The sequence below is a fragment of the Halobacteriovorax vibrionivorans genome, assembly GCF_003346865.1.
In the GTDB taxonomy this organism is placed as follows: Bacteria; Bdellovibrionota; Bacteriovoracia; order Bacteriovoracales; family Bacteriovoracaceae; genus Halobacteriovorax_A; species Halobacteriovorax_A vibrionivorans.
The window spans coordinates 258,181-276,723 of the sequence record NZ_QDKL01000001.1; the positions used below are offsets into that span (position 1 = coordinate 258,181).

General features: G+C 35.7%; 17 protein-coding genes. 4 read left to right on the top strand and 13 right to left on the bottom strand.

Features of this window, described 5'->3' with window-relative positions; genetic code table 11:
• Positions 1–5 precede the first annotated feature (5 nt).
• From DAY19_RS01295 to DAY19_RS01325, 7 genes are all read right to left on the bottom strand, one after another.
• Positions 6–1,331: a PhoH family protein gene (locus DAY19_RS01295; protein ID WP_114705379.1), complete on the bottom strand. Its 1,326-nt coding sequence runs from the start codon at positions 1,329–1,331 to the stop codon at positions 6–8.
• A 118-nt stretch (positions 1,332–1,449) separates the two neighbouring features.
• Entirely contained in the window at positions 1,450–2,592 is a 1,143-nt protein-coding gene (locus DAY19_RS01300) for a hypothetical protein (protein WP_133296854.1), read from the bottom strand.
• 3 nt (positions 2,593–2,595) lie between these two features.
• Entirely contained in the window at positions 2,596–3,597 is a 1,002-nt protein-coding gene (locus DAY19_RS01305; RefSeq protein ID WP_114705381.1) for a hypothetical protein, read from the bottom strand.
• A gap of 64 nt (positions 3,598–3,661) precedes the next feature.
• On the bottom strand, positions 3,662–4,891 hold the full coding sequence (locus tag DAY19_RS01310) for a pyridoxal phosphate-dependent aminotransferase (RefSeq protein ID WP_114705382.1): 1,230 nt from the start codon (positions 4,889–4,891) through the stop codon (positions 3,662–3,664).
• Complete coding sequence (coaD, locus tag DAY19_RS01315) at positions 4,891–5,370, bottom strand: pantetheine-phosphate adenylyltransferase (RefSeq protein ID WP_114705383.1); 480 nt, start codon at positions 5,368–5,370, stop codon at positions 4,891–4,893. The genes DAY19_RS01310 and coaD overlap by 1 nt, the downstream gene beginning before the upstream one ends.
• A gap of 51 nt (positions 5,371–5,421) precedes the next feature.
• Positions 5,422–5,997: an RsmD family RNA methyltransferase gene (locus DAY19_RS01320; protein WP_114705384.1), complete on the bottom strand. Its 576-nt coding sequence runs from the start codon at positions 5,995–5,997 to the stop codon at positions 5,422–5,424.
• A gap of 19 nt (positions 5,998–6,016) precedes the next feature.
• Positions 6,017–6,949 carry a hypothetical protein gene (locus DAY19_RS01325; protein WP_133296855.1) on the bottom strand — a complete coding sequence of 311 codons (933 nt, stop codon included), beginning with the start codon at positions 6,947–6,949 and terminating at the stop codon, positions 6,017–6,019.
• A 255-nt stretch (positions 6,950–7,204) separates the two neighbouring features.
• On the opposite strand from DAY19_RS01325, the gene DAY19_RS01330 reads away from it, so the two are divergent.
• Together DAY19_RS01330 and DAY19_RS01335 are read left to right on the top strand one after the other, a co-directional pair.
• Positions 7,205–10,060, top strand: a complete 2,856-nt coding sequence (locus DAY19_RS01330) for a hypothetical protein (RefSeq protein ID WP_114705386.1) — start codon at positions 7,205–7,207, stop codon at positions 10,058–10,060.
• 15 nt (positions 10,061–10,075) lie between these two features.
• On the top strand, positions 10,076–11,704 hold the full coding sequence (locus DAY19_RS01335; RefSeq protein WP_114705387.1) for a ChaN family lipoprotein: 1,629 nt from the start codon (positions 10,076–10,078) through the stop codon (positions 11,702–11,704).
• Between the two features lie 2 nt (positions 11,705–11,706).
• Here DAY19_RS01335 and DAY19_RS01340 read toward each other — a convergent pair whose 3' ends face one another.
• The gene (locus DAY19_RS01340; RefSeq protein ID WP_114705388.1) at positions 11,707–13,170 is read right to left on the bottom strand and encodes a hypothetical protein; all 1,464 of its coding nucleotides are present in this window, start codon (positions 13,168–13,170) and stop codon (positions 11,707–11,709) included.
• A 184-nt stretch (positions 13,171–13,354) separates the two neighbouring features.
• On the opposite strand from DAY19_RS01340, the gene DAY19_RS01345 reads away from it, so the two are divergent.
• Entirely contained in the window at positions 13,355–14,140 is a 786-nt protein-coding gene (locus DAY19_RS01345; protein WP_133296856.1) for a hypothetical protein, read from the top strand.
• Here the strand turns inward: DAY19_RS01345 and DAY19_RS01350 are convergent.
• The gene (locus DAY19_RS01350) at positions 14,120–14,518 is read right to left on the bottom strand and encodes a hypothetical protein (RefSeq protein WP_114705390.1); all 399 of its coding nucleotides are present in this window, start codon (positions 14,516–14,518) and stop codon (positions 14,120–14,122) included. The two genes, DAY19_RS01345 and DAY19_RS01350, sit on opposite strands and share 21 nt — an antisense overlap.
• Positions 14,499–14,918 carry a hypothetical protein gene (locus tag DAY19_RS01355; protein ID WP_133296857.1) on the bottom strand — a complete coding sequence of 140 codons (420 nt, stop codon included), beginning with the start codon at positions 14,916–14,918 and terminating at the stop codon, positions 14,499–14,501. Before DAY19_RS01355 ends, DAY19_RS01350 begins: the two co-directional genes overlap by 20 nt.
• A gap of 121 nt (positions 14,919–15,039) precedes the next feature.
• Here DAY19_RS01355 and DAY19_RS01360 point away from each other — a divergent pair, with 121 nt between their 5' ends.
• Positions 15,040–15,858, top strand: a complete 819-nt coding sequence (locus DAY19_RS01360) for a hypothetical protein (RefSeq protein WP_114705392.1) — start codon at positions 15,040–15,042, stop codon at positions 15,856–15,858.
• Positions 15,859–15,869: 11 nt separating this feature from the next.
• Here the strand turns inward: DAY19_RS01360 and DAY19_RS01365 are convergent, their stop codons facing one another.
• The 3 genes from DAY19_RS01365 to DAY19_RS01375 are packed head-to-tail and all read right to left on the bottom strand — an operon-like array spanning position 15,870 to position 18,481.
• The gene (locus DAY19_RS01365) at positions 15,870–16,805 is read right to left on the bottom strand and encodes an ATP-grasp domain-containing protein (protein ID WP_114705393.1); all 936 of its coding nucleotides are present in this window, start codon (positions 16,803–16,805) and stop codon (positions 15,870–15,872) included.
• Between the two features lie 24 nt (positions 16,806–16,829).
• Positions 16,830–17,873: an aminopeptidase gene (locus DAY19_RS01370; protein WP_114705394.1), complete on the bottom strand. Its 1,044-nt coding sequence runs from the start codon at positions 17,871–17,873 to the stop codon at positions 16,830–16,832.
• Positions 17,861–18,481, bottom strand: a complete 621-nt coding sequence (locus DAY19_RS01375) for a hypothetical protein (protein ID WP_114705395.1) — start codon at positions 18,479–18,481, stop codon at positions 17,861–17,863. The genes DAY19_RS01370 and DAY19_RS01375 overlap by 13 nt, the downstream gene beginning before the upstream one ends.
• Positions 18,482–18,543 lie beyond the last annotated feature (62 nt).

The following is an 18,543-nucleotide window of genomic DNA, read 5'->3' on the forward strand; positions in this document are numbered from 1 at the left end:
AACTCCTAAAGTAACTTCGAAGCTGTTTCAGAAAGCGCAGAACGCTCACCAACAGTCAGCTGCGTATGAGAAATAATATCTTCCGTCTTTAGTCTTTCAACAACATAACTAAGACCGTTGTTTACCTCATCAAGGTATGGACTATCAATTTGGTACGGGTCACCTGTGAGGATGATCTTCGTTCCTTCACCGGCACGAGTAACAATTGTCTTAACTTCGTGTGGTGAAAGGTTCTGGGCCTCATCAACAATTAAGTATTGTCCAGGAATTGAACGACCTCGAATATATGTCAGTGGTTCAATGTGAAGAAGTCCATGATCCATTAGATCAACATATGACGAATTTGTTCCAGCTCTTCTTTGATCAAAGAGGAAGTCCATATTATCAAAAATCGGTTGCATCCAAGGACCGAGCTTATCATTTACATCACCTGGTAAATAACCAAGGTCTCTTCCCATTGGTTGAATTGGACGAGAAACAAGTAGTCTTGAATACTTTTCTTGATTAATCGTCATTTCAAGACCTGCTGCAATGGCAAGAAGAGTCTTACCTGTACCGGCCTTCCCAACAAGTGAGACTAATTTAATATCATCATTTAGTAGAGCATCAAGAGCAAATTGTTGCTCCATATTCTTTGGATAAATACCCCAGATCCCTTCTCTCATTGGGATTAGAGGAACAATTCCTAGCTTGCTTTTAGAAAAACGTCCTAGAAGTCTTCTACGATCATTTCCTTCTTCATGAACAATTAAATACTCATTTGGAAAAATTTCTAATTCTTCCCAGTTTTCTAATTGTAGGAAGCGATTCTTTTCATATTCTTCTAACTTATCTTTAGGTAGAGGTAGATAACGATAACCGCTATAGATCTCCTCTATCTTCATATCTTTCATCCCGTAATCTTCAGCTGTGATTCCCAGGATATCTGATTTAATTCTTAAGTTGATATCTTTTGTAATTAACGTAACATCATCACCTTGCTCTTTTAGAAAGATTGCAGAGGCCAAAATTAAGTTGTCATTAATTGATAAATCAATCGTTTCCTCTTGATTATCAACAGCTCGATCAACTGAAATGATTAGTGTTCCGCCATTATCTAATTCAACACCATCAACAAGAGAACCTTTTTGACGAAGTTCATCGATGATACGAGAAAAGTAACGTGCGTTACGGCCATTCTCATTTTGGTCTTTCTTGAAACGATCAACTTCTTCAACTACAACAAGTGGAATAAAGACGTCGTTTGGACCAAATTTATTAATAGCATTAGGATCAAATAGTAATACGTTAGTATCAAGAACAAAGGTTTTTCTAGTCAAAATGCCCTCCATGACATTAAGAATTGATGGGAGGAATCCTCTCTTACCTAAATTTTAAGTTATCGCCGAAAGGGATGTCAAAGAAAAAGGGGAATTGGGAATGCGCAGCAAAGTGCTAAGAGTATTGTAATTAAAAGATATCCATTGAAACATCAAAAAGAGATAGGAAAACAAATAGCCTATCACCTTCTGTTTGCTTGTAATCAGCACCGATCTCAACACTATTGTAACCAAGTGTAAGTGTGACAGGCCACATTCTAAGCTCAGCACCATAATTTAGATAACCTTCACCGACTCCTGCAAAAAAGCCAAAGAATGGAATATTGACTTGAGCACCTAGATGCATCATGCGGCCAAAGTCGAGTCCCTGATTTAATGGTTTGATATCTAAGGCAAGAGCATAATCAAAAACCTTAAAGTCTTGCTTAAAGGCAAAACCAGAATTAATGGCCATGTTAATCTTTGGAACGCCATTGTCTCCGTATTCTTTTTCAAAGTGAGTATCTGCAATATCGAGAATTGCTAGTGATGCTACAAACTCAGTATTTCCCCAACCATTGGCATACTCAATTCCGATATCATGACCTGTACCTGCTCCTTTTGAGTATCCGAAAGTATTTTTAATATCTTCGATAGAAGCGAAACCAGCTTCAACTTTACTGATTATATTTGTAGAGAATAGATCAAATTTATCTTTTGTACCTTCACGACTTAAATATTTAAAAGAATAACCAATTGAGAGTCTCTCTCCTGTCATAATTTTTTGTTTTTGTTTATTTCGACTTCCACCAATTAAATTGAAAGCAAATCCTGTAATAAAGCCACGGTCATAGCTATAATCAACATCAAATGCAGGGTTTACACGATTCTTTAAAACAATATTGGCACGGTTTTGTGTGAAGTAAGAAAACGAAAAGTGATGTGCTTTGATCGTTGAAAAATTCGATAACTCTAAATATAGAGGAAATCCTAAGAGTCGATCAGCAATGGCATCCGCATCATTTGGTAAATTAGAAAAACGATCGAGATCATCAAGGGCATTAGGCCCGGCAACAGTTAAGTTTACAGGTGATAAATCAATATCGTAATTACCACCAAGACTTGCTGGATTATAAAAAATTGTAAAAGTATCTTGGTTTGCTAATCCCATCCAAGCATTTCCCATTAGTCTTGCTTTTGGAGATTGACCTAATTGGAATTTCTCAAAGGCCTGCGTTGATATCGTCGATAACCCTAAGCAAATAATAAATATGAGCCTTGCGAAGTTTTTCAATGATTACCTTGAGTGTAGCGTTTCAAAAAATGAGGCCATATAAAAGCCAACTTGTTCTTCACTTCCTGTGAATTCAGTTACGCATTCATCTGTATTTTTAACTGTTATTAAATTATTAGAAAGACCATATGTAGCAACAGGACCAGCTGTAAAAGCATCTTGAACTGTCGAGACATCACTTAAGAGAGTAACGAGGTCGGCATCACTAACATTACCGATGGTAAGATTAGAGAGAACATCAATAAGATTATTAAAATCTGTCATAAGGCCACATGCGCGATCTAGCTTAATACTTCCGTCGCCATTTTTAAGCTCAGCACTCCCCTCGTCTGCAGTGTCATCACAGACTCCCATGCTTCCAGAAATTGAAGATACATATGAATCTAGGTCTGCATCTCCCATATCAGCATATTGATAAAGACAGACATTCGTTCCAACAGTACCTGCACCTTTAGCACCAGTTGCATCTGAATTACCATAGAAGGCCATATTCATACCGTTTTTAACAAAGAGTAAATACATCAAAAGGGAATTGATATCGGCAGCTCCATAAGAACCAAATGTTTGAATCCTTAGAGTTGCTGAAGGGTTTTTTGTAACGGGCCCAACACCACCTGAATAAACAAGAGTGTCCACGGCCTTAGTGATATAGTAATAGTCGAGGCTATCGATATTAGTCATCTCTTGAGCAATAGTAAAACTCGATAAACCACTTAAGATTTCGGCCCCTGCTACGATTTTTATAATTTCATTTGCAAAGAAACCTGTAACTGTAAATCCTGCTTTACACGCATAAGAAGAGGCCAGGAGTTTATAATAAGTAGCATCCCCACTCTGCTCTTTCATTGAAAGCATTGCGCTTAAGGCCTTATCACAATTACCTGAAGTAAGATGATCTTCAACATAGAGATAGTCTCTTTGAAGCTCGAGTTCATCATCGACTCCACAAGAAGAGACTGAAAGTAGAAATAAGAGATAAGTAGCTAGAACGATTAGTTTATTCACAGCTTAATTATCTCTTAAGAATAGCTTTAATTGGTAGTGGGAACGAGATACCGAAGTATCAGCACTATTCCCGAGTCAAGAACTCAGACAATGCAATAATTGCGTCCCTAAAGTCATCTTTTGGTAGTACAAGTGACATTCTGGCACAATTTGGTAGACCGAAATCACCACTTGGCACCATCGCCACACCTTTTTCCTCAAGTAATTGTTCACAAATCTGAACAGAATAATCAGTTTGATCGTCTTCACTCTTTTTAAATTTTTCAATAATTGGTGCGCTTGAAAAATCCATTAGAAAATAAAAAGCTGATGTCACCTGATACCAACATTTTTCAAGTTGATTCTCTCTAAGAACTTCTCTAAGAATTAATGAATTTTCTCGAAGATGCTTCTTTACAGGAGAGAGGTATTCATCAATTTGATTTAAATTATAACGCAGTAATGCTCTTTGAATTAATGAACAAGAACCAGACGCAGTATGCCCCTGAATCTTTTTAATAGCACTAATAATATCTTCATGAGCAATACAATAACCAAGTCTTAAGCCAGTTGAAGCTAAGCTTTTAGATATCCCGTCCACGATTATTGTACGAGATAAGAGCTCACGATCGTATTGATAAAAATAAGTAGGTCTTGGATCGTAGTAATTTAATTCGTAGTAAATCTCATCTGAAATTACATAAGTATTTTCAAATGGCTTAATAATTTCAGCGAAGCTTTTCATCCATTTTTCATTATAAAAAACGCCAGATGGATTATTTGGACTATTTAAAATGATGGCCTTTGTTTTATCACTTAATAGTTCTTTTAGCTTTTCAAGGTCTGGCTCAAAAGCATTATAAATAGAAGCCTCTACAACTTTGATGACTCCCCCATTCAACTTAATCATTTGAGGATAAGAGATCCAATAAGGAGCGAAAACAATAACTTCATCTCCAGGATTTACAAGGGCAGCAAAGATATTTGCCAGAACATGCTTTCCACCATTTCCAACAGTAGCAGCAAAGCGATGATCGTAGTCTTCAAAACTAATTGATCTCGATGTTTCCACATAATCAATTAACTTCTCAAGTAACTCACCATCACCTGCAACAGGGCTATATTGAAAACTTTTTAAAAAGTCCAACTCTCCACGAATCGCTTCTACTAGCTCTTTAGGTGGACGATATGGAAGTTGCCCCGCTGTTAAGTTATAAACTTTTTGCCCTTCCTTTGCTAAAGCAACGGCCTTTGCATTAAGTTTTAAAGTAATACTTTCGTTGATATCTTCAGAACGTTTTGAGACATTTGTCATTAAACTTTTCCTTTTTTATTAATCCAATTAAAAATAGTATCAGGTACAAATTCTTTAATGAGTTTACCATGTTTATGGATCTCTTTTACTAAAGAACTTGATACGTAATAATTATCCCTTTCCGTGATAAAGAAAACTGTTTCGATTTCAGGATAGAGTCTCTTATTCATTGATGCCATTTGAAATTCAGCTTCAAAGTCACCTGTTGGTCTTAGGCCACGAATTATTGAGCTGATTTCATTTTCTTTAGCATAGTCAACAATAAGGCCTTCCCATTTATCAGCTTTTACTCTTGGCTCATCTTTAAAAGTCTCCTCTAACATCGCAACTCTTTCGTCTGCAGTGAAGAAAGGCTTCTTGTTTCGATTGTGGGCAACAAGAATAATGACTTCGTCAAAAACACTTAATGACCTCATTAAGATATCTTTGTGTCCATTTGTAAAAGGATCAAACGTACCTGGATAAATTGCTCTTTTCATTGAGTTCCTATTTCTTTTAATTTATATGACTTAATTTTATATGGTAGCTAGCTACATTGCAATTCTTGCAATATAACTCGTTCCTTGCTTGTAAACTTTAGAGAAAGTAAAGGAATGCTTCTTGAGATCATCCTCCACTACTCCTTTTTGACGATCTGACTCCAACCATACTTCACCTTGAAAATCAGATTCTCTTAAAATCTTTAAAATCTCGAAGTAGATGGCCTTCATTTCATAAGGTGGATCGATGAAGAGATGTACTTCATCATATAAGTCAGTCTTAATTGATGTGACGATATTCTTAATATATACCTGAGCTTTTTGCTTAATAACTTCAATATTTGAAGTATCAACTTTCTTATTCATTGAAGCTTTGTTCTTCTTAATAACTGAAATTGCTTTTGGATTATCTTCTACTAAGATCACTCTTTGCGCTCCACGAGAGCAAGCTTCAAAGCCCATAGCTCCACTACCAGCAAAAAGATCAATAAATAGGCAATTTGTTAAATCTTGGTGTGCATCAAAAAACTTACGTCTTAGCATAACTGTTGTTGCACGTGTAATTGAAACAGGGGGAACAAAAAGGGCATGCCCTTTCGCATGCCCACCCAATATATTTATGGCCATTGAAAACCTTTTTTAAGTCTTAAGCGACATCCTTCTTATCAGTTGGAAGTGGAATATTAAAGTTTACTCCACCTTCAATAAAGGCCTTACAGCCTTCCTCTGTAATTGAGATATCAACTCCATTCATCGTTAATTTAAAGCAACCATCTTGTACACTAAGTGTCGCTTGAGAGCCAGCAATTGTTAGATTAACGTTGAAATTCATATTACCCGCTGCACTGAAAGCCACTTCACCTGTTCCAGCTGCTGGAGTTGCAACTGTTGTCGGCTGTACTTCAACCACTTCTTCAGGCTTTTTCATAGCAACAACATTTTCTTCATGAGCTTCTGGTTCAACCTCTTCTTCCATCTCAAGAGCAGGTCCTGCTGAAGCATCAATATCTTCAAGATCTTTCATAATGGCATCCATCTCTGCTTCATCAAAGCCTTCTCCAAATGCCTCAGCAATTGAAGGAGTTGGATTGGCCTCGTCTTCAGATGAAGCTTCCATAAGATCTGTTTCTGAAATAATTTCTGTTTTTTCTTCTGGAGCTGGAGTTGCTTCAGCACTAATTTCTTCAAACTCCTCTGCGGCAGGAAAATCTTCAACATGAAGTTCTTCTTCTACAGGAGCTTGTGTTGCAGCTTCTAGTTCATCGAGAGGGTTAATTTCTTCAGCAACAGGTTCAGCTTCAGCAGCTGGTTCTTCTGGTGCGGCTTCAACTTCAGGAGTCTCCACTTCTTCGGCCTTAACCTCTTCAACAACTGGCACTTCTTCTTTAACTTGCTCTTCCTCTGCTAATGGCCCACTTGTTGTAAGCTCAGCATCAAGACTAGCAAACTCTGCCATGATGTCGTCTAACTCGTTTTCTGAAAAACCTTTTTCTGCACTTTTTGCAGCTGCATTTTGTGAACTATTTCCACTCATATGAACTCCATTTACTGAATCATTGTCACTGACTCTCTTCGTCATAGATGACAGAAACTTTAAGAAATATCGCATACATAGTTTCAAGTACTTACAAAGCTTTTCTTAACGGAAAATTGTTTTTTTACATGACAAGATGAGTGGCCATCGTTATATTTTACTACCGATTTTAAGGACGCAACACATGACTTTCCCTTAACAGTTTAGAAAATTAACTTTCCGATGGATAAGTTAAGGAATTAGTCTGGCTTAAAATTTGGTTTTACTGGGAATTAAAAAAAATTTGGAATCAACAACACTGTGAAGAACGAATCATTTTCGGCTAAGAATTGGCTGATAAATAATATTGCTGAGACCCAAGGTCCAAGCGTAGCTCAAAAGGAAAGTTTTCCTTCAGAGCAGCCTAGTGGTGCAACCAGCACTGCTCAGTCTTCACTTCCAAGCATCAATGCCGGTGAATTTCTTGTTTCAGAGCATATCCTACCAAAATGGAGAGGCGAAAGCTTACTCACTAAGGGAAGTGTAAAATTCAAAAAGATTGTTTTTGAATTATTTGATGAAGCAAAAGCACAGGTTAAATCATTTCGTTCACGTAATAGAAGTCTTAGACAGTCTCTTTACCAAGAATTCGTAGACTACACTAAGTATAATAAAGTTCATCCAGAGGGTATTTCAGACTTCAATCAGTTCTGGGAGAACCTCGATAATAAGAATGCTCCTAGTTATGAGCTAACTCAAGAGTTTCTTAAGGTCTACTGCCTACGTTCTATTAGCGTTTATATTTTAAAAGTGCGCTTTATCAGCCAACTGAGTGCATTCTATTCTAAAACATTAACTAAGAAAGAAATCTTAAATCCAAACTCAACTTTAAGTAAGATCTTTAAGGTATCAAGCTCTAGAGAGTTATCAAGTCGTGCCCTTGGGACGAATGAATATAGCTGGTTTAGGCCAAATGAAAACTTTGGAGACAGCATTGTTGAGCTCAATTCAATCTTTAAAGACTTAAACCCAATAGAGTTTTTTAAGGTTTTAAATCACGAAATTCCAAATGAATTAGAAGTTGTTCTATTTAACAACGAAACAGATAAATATTCACATGCTTTCAGTAACCGAAACTTTGGTTTAATGATTAATAATCTTCTTGTTAATTTTCCAAAGTGGATTGAAAACCACAATGGTTACTTTAGCTTCAATGATGCTCCACATTGCCTAAGTTCTCTCTTTACTGGAGACTTTTTAAACTCACTGACAATTTCTCACTGGATTGCTCAGGAGAATAACTCAAATGAAATGTGGCAAGAAGTTATTTGCCCAGAATTCCGTGGTGATAACTACGTTACTGGTCAATACTTAAAGATCTTCCAAGAAATTCAATATATGACTTTCCTTGTTTACTTAGCACCGAAACAGCAAAAGGATCCTATTTCTCTTATTGTTTCTTTATTTAAACAGAAGTCTAATAAGTCGAGAGTCTCTGCTAGCGGACAATTCTCTCTGCTCGATTCAACAGAAGTTGAACAAAGTATCTACGACAGAATTCTTGTAAACCTTGTTAATATTCCAAAGAAGAACCCACACCACTTTCTAATTACAAATATTATGCAAAATGGTGAGCATCTATCTAATAGTGGATATATGTATGTTTTCTCAAATCAGAAGCTATTTGTTCCTTCTCATGCAAATAAGAACGAGGCCCTGTTAAAGCAATACAAATTACGTATGCGTATCAACTTTGAAGGGTTAAAAGGTAAAGGAGAAATTCCTCGCTACCTATATATCTTCTCTAAGAGAATTGTTGAAAACAAACTTGATATCTTTGGAAACCCAGATGTTAACTCAGCACTTTTAAAAGAGTCTTGCCTGACAGTTAACATGAACGGTGATCTGACTCACTTCTCGAAATTCGACTTCTTCGTTGAAGAATTAGATAAATTATTTGCAAATAAGAAATCAATTGATGCTCCACTATTTTCTAATGAAACAAAATGTGGATTATCATTTGAATTCCATCAAGATGCGATTCTTAACGGAAAGCTATTAAGTAATAATAGTGAGAGTGACAAGATTACTCACCCACAATATTTTAAGAATTTAACTAAGAGTTGTATTCCATTTGATCAATTCTTCAGTGTTGAATCTCTATCTAATTACCGATCAAACTCAAGAGATGAAGAAGGTTATGACCTACTTGGTTTCAATATGAATCCTCAAGAGCGCTACCCTTACCTACTAATTGTAGACTTCACTAATGAGAATGACATAAAACTTGAGCTAACTTCAATTGACTCTTTAAAAGCAAAAGTTGAAGAATACGGTTATGCTTACTTCCAGTATTTCGGTCTTCTACCAAAGATCTCAAACTTAAATATCAACTTATTTAGGGAGTTCTTTAAGACTACAATTGGTAAGCAAATTACTCAGCTGACTTTTAATGGTGGACTAAAGAAAACAAAAGCGAAACTCAATGCAATGCTGATTCCAAAATTCCTAGAACGCACTGAGTTTCTACCGGACTACCATATTGAATCACTTCAAGACATTACTCTTTCAAGAGATTCAATTATAAGCTTAAGCTTCGCTACATATAAACAGCTCTTTAGTAACAAGATTGATACGATCAATCTTCTATCGAAAAAATGGCCATGGCATACAAGCTGTATCCTTTCTCACTTAAAGATTATCATTGGAAATTATAGTGATCAGATCTCAAGTGGAAAGATTCAAGCAAATTATGACTTCACGAACCCATCGCTGATTCAAAGAATTGTTGAATTACCAAAATTTCAAATTTACCCAAATAATCAAGATGTATACCTTGAAACACTTATGAGTGACAGAAGCCAGGTACACTTACCTCTGACAAGTGCAATTCTGGAAAAAAGTGAACATACTACTTTCTTAAAGCTAGTTTCAAATGACGTTGAAATCATCAAGTTGCATGGTGATCAACAACTTCTCAAGTTCATTCAATTCATTCTTTCAAGTGCCAAAGGTACTGCAATCTCAACAATACTTCAGTCTCTTGAAGTACCAAGTGCACAAGAATTAAATGCTGTCTTAAGTGCTCAGGACCAAGTGGCCAAGGAAGTGAACGAGACATATCAACTCATTAGCACGACTCTAAATAATATAATTATTGGTCAAATAAATAACTAGTGATATCATAGACTTATGCAACTTAGGGTCGATGAAACTCATTGGAATATCTATCGATATTTTAAAAATAAAGCTAACTCTCTTGAAGGAGAGCCCTCAAAGCTATTAAAGAAGTATCGAACTGATCAACAACGCTATGCTCGCCGTGAGTTTGAGTCATCTACAATCAATCAACTCTACCAATCAATTGATACTTCAGACATTATTTATCTTGGAGACTTTCACACCTTTGATCAGAGTACACGTAACCTTGAGAGAATCATTCGTATCCTAGCAAAGAATGATTACCAATTTGCTATTGGTGTGGAATTTATCCATATCAATCATCAATTCTTTATCGATTCGTTTTTAAGAGGTGCTATTACGGAATTAGAGTTTCTCGAGTCTATTAACTATAAGAACTCTTGGCGCTTTCCATGGACCTATTACAAGATCTTTTTTGAAATTGCTAAGAAACACAATATTCCAATTATCGCCCTTAATACAAAAGGAAATCTCAACCAAAGAGACAACCAAGCGGCCAAGACCATTACCCGATACCACAAGGAAAACCCTGATCATAAGCTCCTCATCTTATTTGGAGAGCTACATATCGTACCAAATAAACTTCCTCAAAAAGTTTTTGATCTCAATAAAAAGAACGTCGTTCAAACTATTATTCATCAAAATACTGACGAAGTTTACTGGCAACTTGTTAAAAAAGGAAAACTCAGGTCAGATCAAATTGTAAAATATAACTTAAGAGAGTTTGTTCTCGTAAACTCTCCTCCATGGCTAAAGTATGAGTCGCAAATCTATTGGTATGAGCACTTAGCTGATGATCCCAATTTTGATATTCACGAATATATCATCGAAACAGGAACACTTAAGTTTTCAGATAATATCGTTGATAACTTCGCCTACTTTTGTCATGAGATCAACAATACTCTCGATCTCGATATTGCAATTGGAGAACTTGAAGACTTTCGTATCTTTGATCAACAAAACCTAAAAAGAGTTAAAACAACAATTTCAAAGGTAAAATCAAAGAAGGCCCAGTCTTTTTACAAAAAGCTTATTGAACACGGTAAAACGTTCAAACTTCCAGGAAAAAAAGCCTATTATTGCTCTAGCTATTCTGTTAATCGTATCTCTTACTTAGCTGGAATTCATATTTATCAGGCAAAGCTTAAAGTACCTGATAAGGAAATCTTAGAGTTCTTTAATAAACGCGATCGTACCGGACTATTTGTTTATTTAATCCATAATTACATCAGTGCCTACTTCTGCTCTAAGCTTTTTAATCCATATAGAAAATGTAATATGTATAAAGACTTTCAGTACATGGCCCGCGCCAATCGAAATATCAAAAAGAGTGATCAGCAAGTATTTAAAGCCTGTAAAAAGCTTTGTAATAAGAAAGTAATTATTAATGATGAGCTTAAAGGCCTAGATATTTATCAACTTCATAAAACAGCAAGAAAAGTCTCTCATATGCTTGCAGATATTATCTTTGACTACTTCTTTGCTACAAAGAGACCAGAGTACAAAGAGGTATTTCACTTGGTAGTCACTGATGACTACTCAAATGAAAATTACCTCAGTATCTTAAATGAAATTGGAAAATTAGTTTCGATTAAAAGTCTTAAAAAACGCGAGTTCTAAAACTACATCAGGCGTTGCATAATTTCGCGCTTTGTACCTTTTTCAATGCGAGTAACCTTTTTATTAGACTCTTCACTCTTAGGCTCTTCTTTCTTTTCTTGAAGCGCAACTTGATTGATATCTTTCGTCTTAAAAATAAGCTTATACTTTCGTCCAACTGGTTGAAGATCATCATTGTAAAGGTTTGCTAGTTCAAGACGCCCAGAGATGTCTTTTAAAAGTTCTCTTACAATTTGCACAGAAGTTTCAAGCTCTACCCCACTCTTATTATCACCATAAGATGAAATACTTAAGTAGTAGATAGCTCCTAGAGTTTTCCCTTGAACTTCAACTTTTTGAAGAGTTTTTTCTTCACTCTCCTCAGAAGCTTTTAAAGTATTTTTGGCAGCATCTGTAAGGATACTGTATTGGATTTGTTCAATTGTTTCACGTTCACCAAGAATTTCTCTCTCTTGAGTATCGATTGAAAACTCAATTCCTTGGTCTTTGAATTGATCTTGGACTTTACAAGCGATAAAGCGATTAACAGATGAGATTTCACAACTTTTAACCATTGGAACATTTGACTCATCAAGATTCTTCTCACTTTCTTGAGCGTTACTATCTTCACTCATTGACCAAATTTCATCGGCCACTTCTTTTGCATCTGCATCATCATTAGAAAGAAGCATTCCAAAAGTCTTATTTTCATTAGCTGAAATTGTAGACTTTCTCTTCTCTTTTCTAAAACTCTGCTTTTGTGCAGAATAAAGCTTTGAGCAATGCTTCATTTCATTAAGCTCTAACGCATTCATTATTACACTTTCGATTTCATCAAAATTCTCATCTTGATTAAGCATTAGTAAACTTAAAGCTTCATCTTCTAATTCCTTACGGCGTCTTAGAACAATTTTTCTAAATACTCCTTCCCAAACAAAAGTAAAGAGGAAAACGGCCGCTATAAGAGCAAGTGATAATTTAATATTTGATAAAGAAGAAGAAATTGTTTCAACATGATTTTCAATCAGAATTGATCCTGCATCAGCAGCATCTTCAAATTGAGAGTATTTTTCATCAATATTCTTTGAGAAGTTCTGATCTGTTACAGAAAACCCTTTTCCTGTACTTCTAAGACTCTCATGGAACCAGTGAACATTTGAACTTACTGTATTGAACTTCTTTATAATAGCTGAAGAGAACTTACCGTACTCATTCATTAAATCTGTAACTTGGGCAAAGCACTCTCCTGTTTGAGAAGTGAAATTGCTGTCCATATAAGTTGAATTCATGTCACCTGCAACCGCTGCTGTATACGTTTGCTGAACACGAGTACTACATATTTGAATTCCATTTTGGATTGTTGATACCAACTTATATTTGTTTGAAACACCGCTTAGCATATAAGCAATGGTCAATATTGAGATCGAAGATACGGCCAAGATTGCGACTCTTGCCTTTGAAAATTTGTATTTAACAGGTTTACTCATCCATAAGTCCTTAAAATTACGTAATTCATTTACAGCAGTGGCTTTACCACACTTTAATTCTACCTATTCATTAGTCCAGATGAAAGAGTAGACAATTTTTACCAGTTTTAAGGGAAATTTTTGTCCCCAACGGACTAAAATGCTAGAATATTATGAGAAATCATTAAGATTTCACTGGAGAAATATGATCAACCTTTATGTTGCTACTCTATTTTCGCTCTTGCTGCATGCTATTTTGCTAGGCTATGTCATCAATGATGATAGCGATCAGAAGTTAGTGCAAGAAAGGCCCTTAAAAGTTAAGTTCAAACAGGTTGATGTAAGAAAGCTTGGTGTGAAGAAGGCCCAAGATAATAATAACCTCTTCGGTCAACTCGCCTACAGTAAGAACGATTTCAAAAAAGTTGATCAGCAAGTAAAAAGCTCTCGTGCAGCAATTTCTAAGAAGAAAGAAAAAGAAGTTCTTGAATTGCAAAAAAGAGGCTCAATTCAAAGAAATCAATATATTCAAAAGAAGATCTCACAAGAAAGCTTTAAAAGTGCAAATTGGTCTAAGCAGCTTGATACTATTCAAGGTGCCTCAGTAACTTTTCTCCCTCCAAAGGGAATAAGCCCTGATGAACTCAATGAGTTTGAGAAAGTTTTTTACGCATTCTATAAACGTGTAGCAACTCAATACATTAACTCTGTACAAATATCAGTTCGAAATCGAATCAACGAGAGACCTTATGTTGAAAACTCTCTTCGTAATGCGAGTGCTCAAAAACTTAAGGCCGTCGTTCGCTACGATGAGTTAGGAAATGCAGAGATTGTAAAGATCCTAGAGTCTTCAGAAGACGATGATATTCATAAGATCTTTGAAAATGCTTTAGGTAAAATGAATAAGATTCCTAATATTGTAAAAGACCTAAAAGATGAAGATGGAAAGTATTATGCGATCTTCTCTTTATCAGTAAATACACGCCGCTAGGATTAAAGAAGCTACAACAAAAAGCTGTATCTTTCGAGGTATTCCAAAAATTAAAAATACAAAAAAATCCTTCACAGAAAGAGAGTAAGTTCTTTTTGGTAATGTCATCTGTGAATCATCACTTGTGATATTCGGAATAATTTCTTCAAGCTCTGCTTCTAAGGCCTGAGATATTTCCTCATCCGCCGCAAAACCTGCAAAGTCCTTTAATATTAATTCTTTTTGTAGATCAAATTGAGCTATTTTTAAACGGCAGTCTTCACAATTAGATAAATGCTCTTCATTGTGAACAAAGTCTGAACTTTCAAAATAAGTCATCTTTTTAGCAAAGAAACACTGTGATCGAGCTTTATTTAAATTAGTTAAGTGGGCGTCCATTATCTCTCTCTTGTGCCGTAGCAAAGTTCATTTGTATATGATCGATATAGGCCAGGACTTCTTGATGTGAAATATTTAAAACCATTGCGATATTATCGACACTCTCCCCTCGAATTTCGAAAAGATAAATACAGGCTTTTTTCTTTACATGATTAAGGAGCTTCCCTTTTGTCTTTGTCTGCTGTGACCTTTTAGTTGCAAGAGAAATTAAACGTAAGAGAAATTGCCTCTCAAAATAATCATTATCAATCTTATACAGGAAGCTTTCATCTTCTTCACTGGCCCCTGTTGCAACATCAATAATTAATTGCATGGCCTGAAGCTGATCTTCAATTAGGTAGTTTGCTACCTGATAATATTGATCCACTAATTTACGTATAATTTCTTTTCTAACTAACACAATTTAATTTTAGCAATCTTTAGGAAAAATGCCATAGCAATTTTCGCTACTTATATGAAGATTAAAGTATATTCAATGAATTACCGATAAAATAGTGAGGAAATGTAAGAACGAGGATAACATGAAAAAGTTTACTTTTATCACTGCAATCGCGTTACTAACCTTAGTTAGTTGCGTCCAGCCTACAAATAAAAGAGCTGATTACAACTCAAGCACAGGTAATGGCTGGGGTGGATCTGGTGGCTCAGACAATGGTTGGAATAACGGTGGCACAGACTGGGGAGACGACTCAGGTTCGGGTGATAATGGAAATAATGAAGATACAACTCCAGGTGATGGTTATGGAGATGGTAATGAAGGTGGAGTGGCCGATGGTGGTCAGACACAAGATTTCTATACAATCGAAGGAATTACTCTTCACGGTAACTCTCGTGTAAATGGATCAAACGCTTGGTGGTCTTCAACAAGCCTTGGTGATGGACAACTCATTCTCTATACTGACTCTCGTTTAAATATTCGTGTTCGTCCAAGACAAGCTCCTGCCCAAGGAACAATGGACTCTTATGGGGTAAAATGTCATTACAACCCTCAACCATATGAAAAACTTAAAATTAAATTATGTATTAGAAGTGAAAGCGGTACTTGTAGTTACCGAACTGTTACTTTCGGCGATATTGCCACTGATAAAGTTTCAAAAGTTAAAGAATTTTCAGGAAGCTATATTCCAAATACTGCAGGACCTGTTGTTATTGACGTTCTTGACGTTCAATGGGATTGGTCATGCCAATACTATCTAAATCAAGGCTATAGCAGTGATGATCCAGCGATTGCTGGATATTGCCAGATGTCTTCTGTTTGGCAAAATGATTGTGTTTCTTTTGATCTTCAGTTCTCAACTGATTACACAAAAGACTTTCCACCATCTGCACCTAGAATGTAATTCTAAACTTCTTAAAATAAATCAAGTACGAGGTTTCTTTTCATAGCAGAAGAAACCTCCACCATTAGACCTGGACATGTCACATTAACTTCAGATAAACGATTTCCTAAAATATCAAAGGCGACTAAGTCTACTCCGTCATTCATAAGCTTCTTACAAACTTCTTCACACTCGTTTTTAACTTTTGGATCTAAGTCCACAGCAGAATACTTAGCACCTTGTGCAATATTGGCCAGGTACTCACCTTCTTGTGGAACCTTCAAGATTGTTCCAATCTCTTTTGCACGATAGAATATTGAGCGAATTTCGCCAGCGTAAACTGACTCATCAAATTGTTGCACAACAACTGGGCCTTTAAACTCATCGCATTTGGCCTTAAATTTAGCCTCTAGCTCGTTTACACTGATTTTTTCAACACCTATTCCCTGATAAAGATCAAGAGGCTTTAAAATCAATTCTCGTACGCCTTGCGCGCTAATTTTTTCAACGAAGCTCTTCACTCCATTTAATGACGTTCCAACATAGCTCTCAAGACTATTTTCTAATAAGTAAGCTTCTAGCTTTTCATTATGTTTCATAATTCCAATTGGATTATTTTTAACCTGAACAGCTGTCTTACTTTCTAAAAAGTCGAGCATCCATAAATATCGCTGATAGCGTGAATCATATGGTGGATCAATTCGCATATGAAGTATTACTTCATGAGATAGAGTTACCTTTTCTTTCTCATTTACTTGGAAGTTTTCAATGTAGAAGTTTTCATTGATGTCACCAGTGATTTTATAACAATCAAAGCTAACCTGACCTACATTTTTAATGTAGAAGTCATCTTCAAATAAAACAAAGACTTCGTTTCCTTTTTCTTGTGCCGTTAAGGCCATAAGAATAGTGGAATCTTTTTTTGTGACTAATTTCTCAATTGGATCGATAAAGAATATATGCTTCATAATTAGAAGATAGCATTTATTTCATTATTTGGAATTATTTTTAAATAGATACTCTTCAAAACTTAACTCAGTATCGATATCTTCAAACTTTTGATACTTTGCTTCAATATCGGCCAATAGCTTTCTAAGATCACCTTGAAACTTTTGAGCGTAGTCTTCAATATAGGACAGGCTCTTTTCATAAGTCATAAATGCTGCAAGAGATGCACTATTCCACTTCATTTTCTTTGGCCAGCACTTCTTGGCGTTAAGCTCTAGGCATAGCTCTTCTAGCTCACGAGGCATCGTCTCATTTAGGTATTGGTCTTTCTTGGCCTGCCAATCTTCACTGCTACGAAGAATTTCTTTAAGTTTCTTAGCGTGTTCAGTAATTGAAGCCTTAAGTTTTGAATTCAGTTTCAGATTCTTTAAGTATTCATCTAGCTTTGGGTCATCTTTGTAATACTCAATAAGCATCTGTTTACCAAAGTAATTAGCGAGATTCTCATTGAGGTCCACTTCATTCTTAACAAAGAAGATTGTATGAAATAGTTCATGAAAAATAGTTTCAGTTAAACTATATCTTCCATACTCAAAGAATGAAGATAGAATTGGGTCATCAAAGTTTCCTAAGGTTGAGTATGCCAGCACATCTCTCACATAGGTTTCGTAACCCGATTCTTCCAACTCACGTGCAAATTCTCTAGCTGAGCTTTCTTTGAAAAACCCCAGATAAGGAAAACATCCATAAAAAGCAAAACATTCTTTGCGAGGCTTAACTTCATTTGGTCTTGAAGCTATAACTAAATAAGTTACGGCACGAGTTTTAAGTAGAGTTGTTTGTGAATAGATCTCTGTTGGCTTTTTATCCCAGTAATTATAAAAATACTTTTTGTAAGTTTCGATTTTCTTGATTTTTTCTTTATACTCAGGCTTTACTTTGGGATCCAAAAGAACGTCTTTATTATCTCGTGCGCTCCATAAGATATCAACTTGTCCTATCCCCTGCTCTGTTAAATAGCTTATTTTTGCACATGATATAAAAGAGGTCGTAATCGTAAGAAGCAGTCCAAGTCTTAAAAAATCCATGAGATCCCAGCGTTATATGAGAGTTGATCTCGTGCTTCTTCAAATTCAAAGGCACGAAATACAGTTTTAACAGACCCTTTTAATGAAATGAATCGTGTTAATCTAAATTTTAACGCAAAGGCAGCAAACATGGCACTATATTTTGTCTTATCTTCCTGAGATTCAATTAGGTAATCAGTGGATGTATCAAGATCTGTAACAAGTGTTCTTGATTTTAAAGTATATTCTTGATGACTCCAGCCAAGAGATAAGAGAGGTTGTATAAAAGACTTTCGACTTGAAAAAGCCTGCCTTATCCCTATTCCATAACTACGAGTTTCGATATTAGTTGTCTCATTTTGAATAACAAGGCCTGAACTAACACCACTATTGTCATACTTTCCATAGATTTCATTCTCGGAATGGGCGATATTAAATTCTATTCCTGTATAGGTTAGAAAATAGAAAGTTAAAGAGCCTGCATAAGTTCTTGTTCGATCAAAGGACTCTCTATTTGAGCCCAAAATATTCTTATTATAATTGAAATCGAGATCAAGCTCAGTCATTCCAAAGGAAAGTGAAGTTATAAAGCTTAAAATAAAATACTTAATTAACGTCTTTTTAATCATAAAATATCCTCATAGATATCTTACAACTTTAAAGCTCACTAATAGTCATTTAGGCAAAGAAC